The organism is Exiguobacterium sp. SH1S1 (genome assembly GCF_004337245.1).
In the GTDB taxonomy this organism is placed as follows: Bacteria; Bacillota; Bacilli; order Exiguobacteriales; family Exiguobacteriaceae; genus Exiguobacterium; species Exiguobacterium aurantiacum_A.
This window is the reverse complement of the sequence record NZ_SJUZ01000004.1, coordinates 32,181-46,854: the sequence shown is the minus strand read 5'-3', so window position 1 is coordinate 46,854 and position 14,674 is coordinate 32,181. Positions and strand designations below refer to the sequence as shown.

17 protein-coding genes are annotated in these 14,674 nt (G+C 52.2%); 6 read left to right on the top strand and 11 right to left on the bottom strand.

The features are described from left to right. Positions 1–39 precede the first annotated feature (39 nt). From EVJ23_RS09180 to EVJ23_RS09170, 3 genes are all read right to left on the bottom strand, one after another. On the bottom strand, positions 40–477 hold the full coding sequence (locus EVJ23_RS09180) for an NUDIX hydrolase (protein ID WP_201739232.1): 438 nt from the start codon (positions 475–477) through the stop codon (positions 40–42). A 65-nt stretch (positions 478–542) separates the two neighbouring features. Next, entirely contained in the window at positions 543–1,469 is a 927-nt protein-coding gene (locus tag EVJ23_RS09175; RefSeq protein WP_070328933.1) for a carbohydrate kinase family protein, read from the bottom strand. A gap of 118 nt (positions 1,470–1,587) precedes the next feature. Beyond that, on the bottom strand, positions 1,588–3,498 hold the full coding sequence (locus EVJ23_RS09170; RefSeq protein ID WP_131465664.1) for a heavy metal translocating P-type ATPase: 1,911 nt from the start codon (positions 3,496–3,498) through the stop codon (positions 1,588–1,590). Positions 3,499–3,697: 199 nt separating this feature from the next. Between EVJ23_RS09170 and EVJ23_RS09165 the strand changes: the two genes are divergently transcribed. Both EVJ23_RS09165 and EVJ23_RS09160 read left to right on the top strand, forming a co-directional pair. Then, the gene (locus EVJ23_RS09165; RefSeq protein WP_131465662.1) at positions 3,698–4,642 is read left to right on the top strand and encodes a DMT family transporter; all 945 of its coding nucleotides are present in this window, start codon (positions 3,698–3,700) and stop codon (positions 4,640–4,642) included. Positions 4,643–4,776: 134 nt separating this feature from the next. Then, complete coding sequence (locus tag EVJ23_RS09160) at positions 4,777–5,079, top strand: hypothetical protein (protein ID WP_016510464.1); 303 nt, start codon at positions 4,777–4,779, stop codon at positions 5,077–5,079. A 41-nt stretch (positions 5,080–5,120) separates the two neighbouring features. On the opposite strand, the gene EVJ23_RS09155 is transcribed toward EVJ23_RS09160, so the two are convergent. Genes EVJ23_RS09155 through yfkAB form a run of 3 tightly spaced genes read right to left on the bottom strand, consistent with a single transcriptional unit; the run spans position 5,121 to position 7,656 of the window. Further along, positions 5,121–6,263 carry an MFS transporter gene (locus EVJ23_RS09155; RefSeq protein WP_016510467.1) on the bottom strand — a complete coding sequence of 381 codons (1,143 nt, stop codon included), beginning with the start codon at positions 6,261–6,263 and terminating at the stop codon, positions 5,121–5,123. 38 nt (positions 6,264–6,301) lie between these two features. Then, positions 6,302–6,496: a hypothetical protein gene (locus EVJ23_RS09150; protein ID WP_233589689.1), complete on the bottom strand. Its 195-nt coding sequence runs from the start codon at positions 6,494–6,496 to the stop codon at positions 6,302–6,304. A gap of 53 nt (positions 6,497–6,549) precedes the next feature. Next, positions 6,550–7,656, bottom strand: coding sequence for a radical SAM/CxCxxxxC motif protein YfkAB (yfkAB, locus tag EVJ23_RS09145; RefSeq protein WP_071399171.1), 1,107 nt, complete (start codon positions 7,654–7,656; stop codon positions 6,550–6,552). 85 nt (positions 7,657–7,741) lie between these two features. Here yfkAB and EVJ23_RS09140 point away from each other — a divergent pair, with 85 nt between their 5' ends. From EVJ23_RS09140 to cdd, 3 genes are all read left to right on the top strand, one after another. Continuing rightward, on the top strand, positions 7,742–7,951 hold the full coding sequence (locus EVJ23_RS09140; protein ID WP_016510454.1) for a hypothetical protein: 210 nt from the start codon (positions 7,742–7,744) through the stop codon (positions 7,949–7,951). Beyond that, entirely contained in the window at positions 7,948–9,324 is a 1,377-nt protein-coding gene (gene rlmD, locus EVJ23_RS09135; protein WP_070328938.1) for a 23S rRNA (uracil(1939)-C(5))-methyltransferase RlmD, read from the top strand. Before EVJ23_RS09140 ends, rlmD begins: the two co-directional genes overlap by 4 nt. Before the next feature lie 94 nt (positions 9,325–9,418). Then, positions 9,419–9,826, top strand: a complete 408-nt coding sequence (gene cdd, locus EVJ23_RS09130) for a cytidine deaminase (protein ID WP_016510463.1) — start codon at positions 9,419–9,421, stop codon at positions 9,824–9,826. Positions 9,827–9,858: 32 nt separating this feature from the next. Here the strand turns inward: cdd and EVJ23_RS09125 are convergent, their stop codons facing one another. After that, a complete protein-coding gene (locus EVJ23_RS09125; protein ID WP_070328939.1) occupies positions 9,859–10,068 on the bottom strand; it encodes a hypothetical protein in 210 nt (69 codons plus the stop codon). A gap of 124 nt (positions 10,069–10,192) precedes the next feature. Here EVJ23_RS09125 and EVJ23_RS09120 point away from each other — a divergent pair, with 124 nt between their 5' ends. Next, positions 10,193–10,480, top strand: coding sequence for a hypothetical protein (locus tag EVJ23_RS09120; RefSeq protein ID WP_070328940.1), 288 nt, complete (start codon positions 10,193–10,195; stop codon positions 10,478–10,480). Between the two features lie 25 nt (positions 10,481–10,505). Here EVJ23_RS09120 and EVJ23_RS09115 read toward each other — a convergent pair whose 3' ends face one another. The 4 genes from EVJ23_RS09115 to EVJ23_RS09100 all read right to left on the bottom strand — a co-directional run bounded on the left by EVJ23_RS09115 (position 10,506) and on the right by EVJ23_RS09100 (position 14,666). Next, positions 10,506–11,894, bottom strand: coding sequence for a sensor histidine kinase (locus tag EVJ23_RS09115; protein WP_070328941.1), 1,389 nt, complete (start codon positions 11,892–11,894; stop codon positions 10,506–10,508). Then, positions 11,891–12,580, bottom strand: coding sequence for a response regulator transcription factor (locus tag EVJ23_RS09110; RefSeq protein WP_070328942.1), 690 nt, complete (start codon positions 12,578–12,580; stop codon positions 11,891–11,893). Before EVJ23_RS09110 ends, EVJ23_RS09115 begins: the two co-directional genes overlap by 4 nt. Before the next feature lie 168 nt (positions 12,581–12,748). After that, on the bottom strand, positions 12,749–13,315 hold the full coding sequence (locus EVJ23_RS09105) for a GNAT family N-acetyltransferase (protein WP_070328980.1): 567 nt from the start codon (positions 13,313–13,315) through the stop codon (positions 12,749–12,751). Between the two features lie 199 nt (positions 13,316–13,514). Further along, positions 13,515–14,666: an amidohydrolase gene (locus EVJ23_RS09100; RefSeq protein WP_070328943.1), complete on the bottom strand. Its 1,152-nt coding sequence runs from the start codon at positions 14,664–14,666 to the stop codon at positions 13,515–13,517. Positions 14,667–14,674: the final 8 nt, after the last annotated feature.

The window sequence follows — 14,674 nt, the reverse complement described above, 5'->3', positions numbered from 1 at the left end:
AACTATCTTTCCCGATTTGTCAGTAGGTTACACATTGATTCAGTCTTCGGCTAACGTTTTGTCAAAGAATCGTTCTGGATTGGTGGTGAGCAGCTCGGCTAAAGAAGGGGGTCTGACCGGCAGGCGGCTCAATGCGCTCCGCTTCACCCAAATCGGTGTGTACGAGCCGTTCGTCTGTTCAGCTTGGAACTCTTCGCCTGTACCGGTGCCGAATTCGCCACTTGTGACGCGGGCCCAAAAATAAGGATTCAATTCACCGTTGAAGGCGACGTAGGCGGCGACTCCTTCAAGCTCGACGTGGACACCGAGTTCTTCATAAGCTTCACGGACAGCAGTTTCTTCAGCCGTATGGCCAAATTCGACACCGCCGCCAGGGAAGACGTAATAGAGTGCGTTTTCTTTTTCGCGTCGAATGAGCGCGACCTCGTCGTTTTCGTTCGTGAGGATGATGGCGCTGCGTAATTTTGTTCTGACCAATGGGATCGTTCCTTTCGGTAGCTTATAGTGAACAAAACGCATCGACTCACCGTCGATGCGCTTTGTTAATCTGTCGTCTTTTGTTCTAACGATTCGTACATATCAGAAGTCAAACCGTTCTCATGAGAACCGATAACTTTTGCGGCGACACGCATGCCGAGGCGAAGCGCGTCTTCGATCGAATGATGTTTCATCAATTCGGAGATGACGGCCGAGAAGAAAGAATCACCGGCGCCTGTTGAATCAGCGACTTTGACTTTCGTCGTCGGGACGTGTCCTTGCTCGTTCGTCCGGAGATCGACGTAGACGGCACCGAGCTCGCTCATCGTGACGATTGTGAGCGGCGCACCTTTCATCGCGAGCACTTCGGCGACGCGCAATGCGTCATCGACGGTGACGATTGACATATCGGACAGGATTTCGGCTTCTTCACGGCTACAGATGAAGCCGGTGAAGCCTTGAAGCAAGTGGCGATTTCGTTCGATGACGGACAAATGACCGCACACCCCGTAAAGCGGAAGCTTCATCTCGCGACAAAGTTCGATCGTCTCATTCAAGACGTTGACCGACAAATCGAGGTCGATGGCGACGGCTTCGCTTTCGGCGAACACCGTATCGATTCGGCGGAGGATACATTGTTCCATCATCGCTTCATCTGGTTGTTTCGAGATCGAGGTCTGGAGATCGCCGTTATTGTCCATGACGGCGAGCCACATGCCCATACCGTTATCTTCAAGCAGGTCGACATGGTCGACGTTGACGTTTAAGTCGCGAAGCTCTTGAAGGACACCCATCCCGATTTGGTCGTTTGTGACGGTTGACACGAACCGGACGTCGTTACCGAGGACACCTAGGTTTTGCGCGACGTTACGGCCGGTTCCGCCGTTCGAGAACGCGATGTCCCCGACGTTTTTCGCATCTTTATGAAGCGGGGCGAACGATGTTCCTTTAATATCGACAAACACTTTGCCGATCACTGCAATCGTATTCATATGCTGTACCACCTTTAGCCAATCATCTATCTGTTATCGGTCTGTTAGACACATTGTTTCCATTATAGCGAAAGCGTCATTCGCTTTCAATGACGGTTTCAAACGCTGTCGAAATTTGTCAGTCCCATGAAGAACTGAGCAAACGCAGTCCGTTCAAAATGACGAGAATCGTTGACCCTTCATGACCGACGACGGCGAACGGCATGACGAGTAGCTCGAAGATGTTCGTCGCGATCAAAACGAGGATGACGCCGAGGGCGAACACGACGTTCTGCAAGACGATCCGGTTCAATTTACGAGATTGCTCGATCGCTGAACTCAAGCGGACGAGGTCGTTTTTCATGAGGACGACGTCAGCCGTCTCGAGTGCGGCGTCGGTTCCTTCGCCCATGGCGATCCCGACATCTGCTGTCGCGAGGGCTGGGGCGTCGTTGATGCCGTCGCCAATCATCCCGATCGTGCCGTACTCTTGTTTTAACAGCTTGATTTGTTCGACTTTCTCTTCCGGGAGGCATTCGGCGATGTAGCGGGTCAAACCCGCCTCCGTCGCGATGGCGCGTGCGGTCGCTTCATTGTCGCCTGTGATCATGATCGTCGCGATCCCGAGATGGTTCAAGCGCTCGATTGCTTGTTTGGCTTCCGGGCGTAACGTGTCACGCAGTGCGAATGCACCGATCGTCTGCTTATCGTCACTGACGAAGACGAGTGTGTGTCCGGCGGCTTTTAACCGCTCGACATCTTCGCGGTAGAAGTCACCGCTCCGGTCGGCGAACTTTTGTTTACCGACCCGGTAGGAAGTGCCGTCAATCGTCGCCTCGATGCCTGAACCGGTGATGTCTTTAAAGTGGTCCATGTCTCCCGTATGTTTGCCCGTGAACTTGACGAGCGCCTCGGCGAGCGGGTGCATCGAATGTTCTTCGATCAAACTGACGACGCGATAAACGTCTTCTGCTGCCATGTCAGGATGAACCAACGCCGTTTGGACGACCGGCTTACCGATTGTGAGTGTTCCGGTCTTATCGAATGCGATCGCTTTGAGGTGTCCCATGTTCTCGATGTGGACACCGCCTTTGAACAAAATCCCGTGTTTAGCGGACGAGGCGATGGCGGCGAGCGCGGCCGGTGTGATCGCCGCGACGAGGGCGCACGGTGAGGCGACGACGAGCAGGATCATCCCGCGGTATATGCTCGTTTCGAGCGACCACGAAGTGAGGACGGGGCCGAGCAAGATGATGGCCGTGACCGAGATGAGCACGATCTGGACGTATCGTCCCTCATAGCGGTCGATGAACTGGGCCGACGGTGATTTTTCTTCTTGGGCTTGCTGCACCATCTGAATGATTTTTTGGAACAACGTCTCGGTGGCGAGTTTCGTCACGGATAACGTGAGCACCCCGTTCAAGTTAACACTTGAACCGAACACTTCGTCGCCGACGGTCCGATCGACCGGAATCGATTCCCCGGTGATGGCTGCTTCTTCGACGGAGGCGGTCCCGCTCAAAATGCGCCCATCGACCGGGATGCGTTCACCCGGCCGGACGTAAATCCGGTCGCCGACTTTTAAGTCATCGATGTGGACGACTTCGAGACCGCCGGCTGCATCGAAACGGGTCGCTTGTTCCGGTTGGAGTTCCATTAACGATTCGAGCGCACGCTCGTTTTTGTTCAGCGTGTAAGTCTCGAGCGCGCCGGACAAGGCGAAGATGAAGATGAGGATCGCGCCCTCCATCCAATAGCCGATCGAGGCGGCGCCGATCGCCGCGATGATCATGAGTAGCTCGACGTTCAATGAACGGGTTTCCCACGTATCGGTCAGTCCTTCTTTGGCTTTGGCATAACCGCCGATCAAGAAGGCGCTCAAGTAGAGCGTGACGTATATCCAAGGGGTTCCGCCTTGTCTTTCTGTGAAATATGCGAGTACAATCAATACACCGCTGATGAGCGCCATGATGAGCTCGATATGTTCGAACCAGTTTGCCCGTTTGAAGACGTGGCTTTTTTCTTGTGCAGTAGTTGCGTGTACGTTCATAGTAGGCACCTCTTTCTAATTGAGAATATATATCAGTTAAATGATAATGACTGAGGATGATTATCATTATCTTTTGTTGTTTTAAAGGGTTTTACATCCGTTTTCTTCATTTCTCTTATTTATAATGATTATCATGTGAGTCTATTTTATCATCATTCATAACAACTCACAAACTAAAAGATTAAGGAGATTTCGTGTCATGCAAAATATTTTTCAACGCTCTTGGAGCGTCACGCTGTTGGCGTTGTTCAACACGTTTTTATGGGGCAGTGCTTTCCCGTTCATTAAATTAAGTTATGAGGCGTTAGACATCGGAGCAGGCGAGTACGGCCAACAACTGTTCTTTGCCGGCGAACGGTTTTTACTGGCCGGCATTCTGTTGCTCGTGATCAGCCGGCTCGTCTTCAAGCGGCCGATCCGATTGAATGCGGAAAAATTGAAGGCATATGCACACTTAGGGGCGTTCTTGACGTTTTTGCAATATCTGTTCTTCTATATCGGATTGTCCATCTCGACCGGGGTGCAAGGGTCGATCATCGCCGGCTCGACATCGTTCTTTCAAATGGCGCTCGCACATTTCCGCTATGAAGATGATCGGTTGAACCGGTTGAAAGGCATCGCGCTCACTCTCGGCTTCTCAGGGATCGTCATCGCGAACTGGCCGACAGCAAGCTCGGAAATCGGTTTTGGAATCGGTGAAATCCTCCTCATCTTGGCGATGGTGTCTGGCGCGTTCGGGAACCTGGTCGCGAAAGATTACTCGCGACATCATGACGTCGCCCCGATGACCGCTTGGGCGATGGTGATCGGTTCGCTCGGCCTGTTGATCGTCGGATTTATCCTTGACCCGGGAGGCGTGTTCTTGCCTTACACGGTGAAGACGCTATTGTTCCTGTTATACCTCGCATTGTTGTCAGCGATCGGTTTCACGTTGTGGAACACGCTCATGAAGCACAACCCGGTGAGCCGGGTGTCGCTCTATATGTTCTTTGTTCCCTTATTCGGCGTCCTGTTATCGAGTTTACTGCTCGGTGAGACGATTCCTTGGAACGCGCTCGTCGGGTTGCTATTCGTCATCGCCGGCATCTACTTGTCAACGTATTTTCAAGGTCGTCGTCGGCCGGGCGGCTCTGCCGCGAAATGAGTTCGAGGTACAGTTGACGGAAGTTTATTCTCATGGCAAAATATATTAAAAATTCTGATAATTTTTCAGTTATGAATCGGTCTTCGTTGTAAAGACTTGCGTACGACAAGTTAACAGAAGGGAGGGTTTGTGCCATGACGAGAAATTTGATTGTCCGAAACATCCTCGTGTCGCGCCAACCGCGAGACGAGTACGTCAAGTACGTGATGAAGTGCGTGAGTCGCGGATTGAAAGAACATCACGACCAAGTCGATGTGCGCGCCGTCAGGCAAGGCGACGACATCCAGACGAAGTGGCAAATCAATGACCGCGTCATCGAGGTGACGCTCAAGTCCGACGTATTGGCATCGCTCGATACGGAGCCGTTCGCTCTCGATGAGGTGTTCATCCGGGCGTTCGAACGAAATGATGTCAGAGTCGGGCCACCAAACGAATGACAAACGAAAAGGATGAATCTCCGCGGAGACTCATCCTTTACTTATGCTTCGATCGGTTTGGCTTTTGACGTGAACAGGCTGATCGACAGGATGCCGAGTATTAAGGCGTACATGAGGAAATATACTTCTTTAGGCAACGCGACCCAAAAGGCACCGATCATCGGACCGCTGATCGACCCGACACTGAACGAGATGCTGTACAGCATGTTGCCGGTCGGTAAGAGTGAGCGGGGCAACACTTCTGTCATATGGGCGAGGCCGAGCGAATAAGTAGAACCGAGTCCGGCACCGGCCAAGGCGAACAAGACGAGCAACCACAAATAGTTGTCGACGGCGAGGTTCGCGAGGGCGAACAAGAGCGTACCGAGCGTCAAGACGATTTGCAGGACGCGTTTCTTCCCGAAGTGATCGGCGAGCCGTCCGAGCGGCAACTGGACGATGATGGACGCGACGATGAACGTCGTGATGAGCGTGCTCGTCTGCGCGAGCCCGATGTCGTTACGGACGGTGAAGATCGGCAAGTTCGCATTCAGGCTCGCTTCAAGAAAGCCGTATGTAAAAGCCGGAAGCAGCGTGTACCCGGCACCGATCAAGACGAGGCGGATGCGTCCGGTCGAATCCGTCTTCACTTTCTCCGCTTCGGGGTACTCGTTGTCGACCTTGAAGATAAGGAAGAGTGATCCGAGACAGAAGAAGATCAAGACGAGGAACGGGAGCCAAAAGTGAATATCGACGAGCGGGGCGATCAACGGACCGACTGCAAACCCGAGACTGAACGACATCCCGTAATACGCCATCGCCCGGCCGAGACTCCGTTTCTCGCTCACCGACGTGACCCACACTTGCGAGCCGTAGTGAAGCGCTGAGTCCCCGAATCCGATGACGAAGCGCATGACGGCCCACATGAGCAGTGACGGCCAAAGCGGTAAAAAGAACGTGGCGAGCGCCGTCAACACGATGCCGAGGACGATTGTCGGGCGGAATCCGTATTTGCGGACGAACCGTTCGAGTAGCGGTGCCGAGACGATGATGCCCAAATAGAGCATCGTCGCGTTCAGTCCGTTCAGCCAGGCCGGGTTGCCGTCACGTTCGATTAATGTGGATAGTAAAGGGATGAGCGCCCCTTGAATCAAGCCCGAAATAAAAACGACGAGCAATAAGATCGAAAAACGAAACCGTTCCATAGGTCACCTCACATACAAAAATAAAAAGCTGAGAGGACTCAGCTTTTTGGTTCATCAATCGGTTGAGGAGTATGATTTATTTGTAACAACTCATCGTCCCAACTGCCTTGACTGAACACTTCATCATGGTCTACTTTGTCCGAAACGAATGCGGCTGTCAATAAGATGCTGAGCACGCCTCCGAAAATGATGATTCCCATGACGGTAACGATGAACACATAGATCGCTGTCATCATCGAACACCTCGATTCGTTTTATATACTAAATATTTCCCGAATCGAAATAATTAAAACGAGTGGGCGACACGTTGTCTAAAGTCGACTGTCGGATAGTACGCTTGTTTGACGAGTGCGTTCGGTCCGAGGCATTTGACGGCGGGACAATGGCACGACAGTGTGGCGTTCAACGCGCTGTTCGTCCATTGATCGTACGCGTCTTGGAACGACGTATCGTACAACGTGCCGAGTGTGCCGAGTTCGTCGCCGAAGTCGGTGACGATGATCTGACCGTCAAAAATGTTCGTGTTCAACCGGGAGCGTCCGTCCGGGTCGTTGCGGACCGTCACGTTTTTCGCAGTCGAGAGTCGCCGCAGTAAGGCGCGGTCGGCTTCTGAGTCCGAGCAGGCGTAAAACGGCAACGTTCCAAACAGCATCCAGACGTTCTCGTCCCGAATGTCGAGTACGTCATGGATAGCTTGACGGATCTCGTCGAGAGAGGCCGACTCGAGCGCGCTAGCGAAGTCTGCGGGGTACATTGGGTGCAATTCGTGGCGTTGACAACCGAGCGAGACGATTTCCTCGTGAATCTCTTTTAAATGGGGGATCGTCCGCTTGTTGATCATCGTCTCGGCCGATACGATGACCCCTTCGGCCGTGAGGGCTCGGGCATTGTCCTTCATCGTCTGAAGCATCTTGAGCCGAGCGGATTCGCTCGGCTTGCGGTCCATCATCGCGAAACCGCCCTCTAAGAAATCGGCGTCCGTTCCCCAATTATGAGAAATGTGCAAAACGTCGAGGTAAGGGGTAATAAGATGATAGCGAGATAACGGCAACGTCAAGTTCGAGTTGATCTGTGTGCGGGCACCGCGCTCCTTAGCGTAGCGTAGAAGCGGGACGACATAGTTTCGAACTGACTTCATCGACAGCATCGGCTCACCGCCCGTGATCGAGAAGGCGCGCAAGTGCTCGATCTCGTCGAGGCGCGAAATCAACAGTTCGAGCGGGACCTCGGGTTCTTCCGTTTGATCGAGCATATAGCCGACCGCACAATGCTCGCAGCGCATATTGCATAGTTTCGTCGTCGTCACTTCGACGTTCGAGAGAACGAGTCGACCGAACTCGGTTTGATCGAGATACGCTTCCCACGGATCGAACGTCGTCGAGATGTTTTGCATGTGGATTCCACCTTTTTATCAAGTTACATGAAATAGTATGCTATAATAACAACTCTTTGTCACTAAGCGAAGGAGCGATCATGAGATGGGTAAATCACGAACAGATACGGCAGGAAAAATGAACGTGTTAAAATCGAGAACGGAGTTACTGTGCTTATCAGTCAACACGTTAGACGAATTCACGACGCCAGAGGATTTGCATCGATTGTTAGCTGATATTGATTCCTTACGTGCGAAAGTCGTACGTTACGCCAAAGATTTAGAACAAGTATCTCGAAAGGATGAAACACATTGAAATTGATCGTAGGAGAACGTGCAAGCACGAAAGCAGAACGGTTAGGCATTAACGGGGAGGGCATCGCGATGATCAATCGGATGGTCATCTTTATCCCGAACCTGTTACCAGGGGAACGAGCCGATATCGAAATCACGCGCATCGAACGAAACTATGCCGAGGCGCGGGTCACGAAGCGACACAACGACTCGCCGGACCGGGTCAAACCGCCGTGTCCAATTTATGACGAATGTGGCGGTTGCCAGATTCAACATATGAGTTCACGTCTGCAAATGGACTATAAAGAAGATATCGTCCGCAACGCGTTCCGTCAGAAGACGAAGTTGAACGTCGATAAGTCCGATATCCGTCCGACGAAAGGGATGGAAAACCCTTGGTACTATCGTAATAAGTCCCAATTCCCGTTGTCAGTCCAACGCGGCGAAATCGTCTCAGGCCTCTACAAGCCGAACTCGAACGACCTCGTGCCGATCGAGCACTGCATGGTGCAACAACGTGATACGACGAACGTCAACAACGCTATCGTCCGTATTTTGAACGAGCTCGACATCCCGGTCTATGACGCGAGACGTGACGTCGGTTTTGCCCGGACGATCGTCGTCCGTTCAGGTTACAAGACGAACGACGTTCAAGTCGTTCTCGTCGTCGGGAGTGAGGACGTACCGAACTTGGATACGCTCAGCGACCGCATCATGGAATTGCCGAACGTCGTCTCGTTCCATATCAACATCAACTCGAACCGGTCGGGCGTCATCTTCGGTTACCGAACGGTCCACATCGCCGGTCAAGATAAGATGGACGAGCAGCTAGACGACGTGCATTACCACTTGTCGCCACGTGCTTTCTTCCAACTCAATCCGGCCCAAACCGAAGTCATGTACCGTGAAGTCGTCGAGGCGGCCGGTCTGACTGGTGAAGAACGCGTCATCGATGCGTACGCCGGTGTCGGTTCAATCGGACTTTGGCTCGCACCGCACGCGAAAGAGATTCGCGGGATGGAAGTCGTACCTGAAGCGGTTGAAGACGCAAATGCTCACATGCGTGAGAACGGCTACAATCATGCGACATACGTCGAGGGGCGCGCTGAACATTGGATTCCGCGCTGGGTGAAAGACGGGTGGATTCCTGACGTCATCGTCGTCGACCCGCCGCGAACAGGTGTGGACCATCAGCTCCTAAACGCGATGATTTCTTCGAAAGCGAAACGGATCGTCTACGTGTCATGTAACCCGCAGACGCTCGTGCGCGACGCGGATCAACTCATGAAAGCCGATTATAAGGTCAACTACGTCCAACCGTACGATATGTTCCCGCAAACGGCTCACGTCGAATCGATTGTCGTCTTCGAGAAAAAGAAGAAGAAAAAATATTGACGGGACCGTGAAAACGCTTGTAAAGAAAACGTTTTCACGTTATAGTTCAGATGTCAGACTTCTTTTTTAAATTCAAGAAGCGGAGGAACATTCAATGATTCCACATGAAAAAGTTCAAGAGCTCGTTCATAAGGCGATTGACGCGCGGTCGCGCGCATATACACCTTACTCGAAGTTCAACGTCGGTGCCGTCGTCATCGATGAGACGGGTAAGGAAATCTTAGGTTGTAACGTCGAGAACGCGTCGTACGGTTTGTCGATGTGTGCGGAACGGACTGCCATCTTCAAGGCGGTGTCGGAAGGCAGCAAGTCGATCGACACGGTCGTCGTCGTCGGAGACACGGAAGGCCCGATCTCGCCATGCGGCGCTTGTCGTCAAGTCATCGCCGAGTTTGCGAGTGACGACTTCACGTTGATCTTGGCCAACATGGCCGGTGAGACGAAAGTGATGACAAAAGAAGAGATGCTGCCATACGGCTTCTCGCCAAAAGACTTAACATGAAAATAAGGATGCGGACAAAGTTGTCCGCATCCTTATTTGTTGCCGTCATATTTTTTCTCGCTGACTGAGTCGTCTTTTGAGTGGCGCTTTCGTTTTTCGTCTTTCACTTTTTGATTCAGCTCTTCGACCGGGATTGGGTCGACCGTCTCCATGCCTTCTTGGTCAAAGATGCTCTCTTTGTCCGTATCGACGGCGTCCGGATTATCGAACGGTCGTTTTGACGGTTGTTCCTGCTTCTTCATCTCCATCGCCTCCTTCTTTGAGTGTTATTCCACTTCCGTATTTTGTGTAAACGCTTTAGAAAAGTGTTTCAAGTTTCGGGAACAGTGGAATTATCTGTGCATAGTGACTAAGGAGGGGTATTGGATGGATAAGAAAGTATTGATGGGGATCGTGCTCGGTGTGGCTGGTGCTGCACTCGTCGCGCCGAAAGTCGCAGCGCTGTTGACGCAAGACCAAGAGGATAACACGTGGAGCAAGATGGACAAGATGGAAAGTGTCGATTCCGATAAAGACGAGGCGGAAGCAGGGTTGACGCAACTCGACTCGAATCATCGGGCCGAGTGGCAAGCGAACGGGTTCCCGCAGACACACGCCGAACGCGAGCGGCTCATGAATGAATCAGATGATGCCTATAAAGGCAAAGATATTTAAAAAGAGGCAGCCGCGGCTGCCTCTTTTATATGTCTTCATCGTCTGGCAAGAGCGGCAAAGCAAGCGACACGGTCGTGCCGCTGCCGACTTCGGACGTGAAATGCATCGAGCCGCCATGGCGTTCCATAATGTGCTTGGCGATGGCGAGCCCGAGTCCGGTACCGCCGTCTTCACGCGTCCGCGATTTGTTGACGCGGTAGAAACGTTTCGTCAATTGATCGAGATCCTCTTTCGGGATGCCCCGGCCTTCATCGCGAATCTCGGTGATGGCATAGTTCTCTTCCGCGAACGTCCTCACATGGATCGACCTGCCGGCATCCGTGTAACGAAGAGCGTTATCGAGTAAGTTTCCGACGACTTGTTCGAGGCGATCGTGATCCCCGAGGATGATGAGGTCGAAGTCGAGATCCGCTTCGATGGTGACACCTTTCGCGCGCGCGATCGGTTCAAACCGGTATAACACGTCTTCGAGCACTTGTGAGTACACGACCGGTTCTTTCGTCATCGGATACGAATCGCGTTCGAGCTGGGCGAGGTCGAGCAGATCGTTGACGAGTCGTTGCAACCGTTCCGTCTCGTTCTCGATGATGTCGTAATACTGGGCTTGCGTCTTCTCGTCGAGCGTCGGGTCTTGCAGCATCTCGGTATACCCGCGAATGTAAGACAGCGGGGTCCGGAGCTCATGGCTGACGTTAGCCAAAAATTCTTTGCGCTGCTCCTCGACGAGTCCGAGCGACTCGGCCATCCGGTTGAGCGTCTCGGCCAAGTCACCGATCTCGTCATCGGAATCGATCGGGATGCGGTGCGAGAAGTCACCTTTGGCATACACTTGGGAAGCGCGTTTCATTTGGATGAGCGGTTGAATGATTGTGTCGATGATTTGCGTCCCGAAAATGAGCAAGTTGACAATCATCAAGATGAGCAAGAACGTGATCATCAGCCGGATCGGTTGGAACGGCTCACTGATTTTGCTCAGCTCCATATAGAGGATGAGGGCATTATCGAGTTCGCCGTCACGGATGAGCGGGAAAGCGGACATGAGAATGTCGACATCCTCGGTCGGGTGCTTGCGCGTGACCGAGATGGCGTAGCCGTCTTGCAAACGAGCGAGATCTTGTTCGCGTAAAAACGTCTTCCCGGAGCCGAGACTATCTTCCCGTACGGACGAGAGGAATACTTTCGTTTCGGTCAGTTCATTCGTGTACGTCATGCTGTCAGCGAACGCGTCGGAGAAGCCGTCCGCCTTATAGATGGTGACGAGTTTCTCCCCTCGGTTGATCAGCAGTTCTTCTTGCGTCTGAATGTAAAACTTGTCGTACAAGTAAAACGTCATGATGATGAACACGAACGCAGAGAAGAGGCTGGCCGTCCAGATGGTGATCCAAATCCGCTTCCGGATCGTGTATTGCTTCATACGTTCGCCTCGAACTTGTAGCCGATCCCCCAGACGGTCTGGATGTAGCCACCGGCTTCGCCGAGCTTGAGACGGAGCGTTTTAATGTGCGTGTCGACCGTCCGGAGGTTGCCGTGGTATTCGGTACCCCAAATTTGGTCGAGGAGCTGTTCTCGAGAGAACACTTTGTCTTCGTTTGTGATGAACAAGTAGAGGAGATCGAACTCCTTACGCGTCAAGTTAACAGTTTTGCCTTTCACGCTGACGGCGCGGCCTTCGATATCGATTGATAAGACACCGGCGTCGAACGTGGCTTCTTGTTCTTTTGAGAAGTTGTGCGTGCGCCGAAGTGTCGCTTCGATTCGGGCGAGCAGTTCGCGCGGGCTGAACGGTTTTGTGATGTAGTCGTCCGCGCCGATCTTCAATCCGTGAATCCGGTCGAGTTCTTCAGACCGGGCCGTCAGCATGATGATCGGGACGTTCGAGAACTCACGGATGCGCATGCAGGCGGTCAGACCGTCAAGCTCGGGCATCATGACGTCGAGCAAGACGAGGTGGAACGACTGTTCTTTTAACAGGTCGATCGCCTCAAGGCCGTTTGTTGCGGTGACCGTCTCATAGCCTTCTTTTTCTAAATTGGAAACGAGCAAATCGCGCATCTGCTCCTCATCGTCGGTTACTAAGATTCGAAATACTGGTTCTATCATCTGGCATTCTCCTTTACAAACCGGTTAACGAAGGATGTGATAATTCCCTCATACTTCTATCATACCTATCTCTTCGAATTAGAACAGAATTATTCATTGTCGTAAAGTTGTCCTCAACAAATCCACACAAAAACGCCACAAAAAAGCCAATTCTTTGTCAGAATTGGCTTATGCTTCGAGTTGGGCTTCGTACGAATGATCGAACTCAGGCGCATGAAGTGAATGCAAGTACAGCTGGAAGCTCGACTTCGACACTTCATACAAGACGTATTCGACGTCACCGCTATTAATTTCTGCTAACAAATCGGGCCGGATCTCGTCGGCGCAAAACGCATAAGGAAGTTTTGCCGCCGCCGCGATTGAACGCTCATTTGCTTTGCGAATCTTTAAAAATACACTCTCAATATCAAGGTCGAAGAACAGCTCTGAGAAGAACGTTTCTTTCGCGACTTGATTGTAACCTTTCCCATGGTACGGTTTGCCAAGCCACGTACCGAGGAAGCCGTAACCGGTTTCCACATCGAACAAGCTGATCGTCCCGATCGGGGTACCGAACTCGTTCGTAATTGTACGTGAGATGATGTTTCCTTGCTCTTCTAGCTCGATGATTTGCTTCGTGCTAAATAAAAACTCGTCAAAGTGGACCGTCTTTTGACGGACATATGGAAAGACATCTGGGTGTTGCATCAGTTCGAACAACTCCGCGCAGTCGGTAAGCTCACGAAATTTGAGCACCAAACATTCCTCCTCCTAGTTCAGACCGCTGAAGAATAGTTGTAACGAAAGCATACTTCTGGCTACGTTGTTCGAACTTGCCTTGGCTGCTCTCTTTTATGAGTTACAAGATTATTTTATAGACTTTTTTTGAAAAAGCAAGCAAATAAAATGTAACTTCACAAAAAAAATAAAAGAGCGCTTTCACGTCTGGGGTTACTCACATTTCATGATGGGTTTTCGAGCGATCCGTCGAGTAGACGATACGGCCGTCGACGATGGTCATGATCGGCTTCGACATGTAGTCGAGCGGGAAGTGACTCCACAAGACGAGGTCGGCGTCTTTGCCGACTTCGAGTGACCCGACGCGGTCATCAACCCCGAGTGACTGGGCCGGATGGATCGTGATGGCGCGCAGGGCGACGTCGACCGGAAGGCCTTCACGGGCGGCAAGACCGGCGCAAAGATTCAAATATTGGACCGGGGTATATGGATGGTCGGTCGTGATCGAGACGATCATATCGTGTTCATGCAAGATGCGGTACGTCTCCCACGTTTTGTTTTGAAGTTCGATTTTAGACTTACGGGTGAACGTCGGTCCGACGGTGACATGTTTGACGCCGAGTTCACGCAACTTCTCGGCGACGAGATGACCTTCCGTACAGTGCTCAATCCGGTAATCGAGATCGAACTCTTGAGCGAAGCGGACGACCGAAAGAATATCGTCGGCACGGTGGGCGTGGACTCGGACCGGCATCTTCCGGTCGAGCGCGAGTTGGATCATCTGACTCCCGAACGTGCCGATCGTCTTCGTCGAATCGACGGTCCGGAACGCCTCGCGCAGTAGTCCCATGATGCCCATGCGGGTCAACTCACCGGATTTCCCCATACTGTGGACGCGCTTCGGGTTTTCGCCGAGAGCAAGTTTCAAGCCGGCGTAACGGCGCAATACCATATCCTCGATAAAGCGACCGTGCGTTTTAATGACGCTCGTCACTCCGCCGATGACGTTCATGCTGCCCGGCATGACTTGGACCGCCGTGACACCGGCCATGAGCGCTTCACGGAAGCCTTCATCGAGCGGATAAACCCCGTCGATGGCCCGTGCGTGCGGTGTCATCGCTTCGACCGTCTCATTGGCGTCATTCCCGACGGAACCCGTCCCTTCGTCATACAGTCCGAGATGGGTATGGGCATCGATGAAACCGGGGAACAGGAAGTTGCCTTCCGCCTCGATGACGGTCTCGCCGTCCGTTGGGTCTAACAAGTCCGCCATTTCGATAATTTTTCCATCTTTTATGCGAATGTCCCCGTAAAAGTTTGGCGCGGTGATCGGATAAATATGGGCGTTACGAATTAATAGATTACTCACGAGCTGTC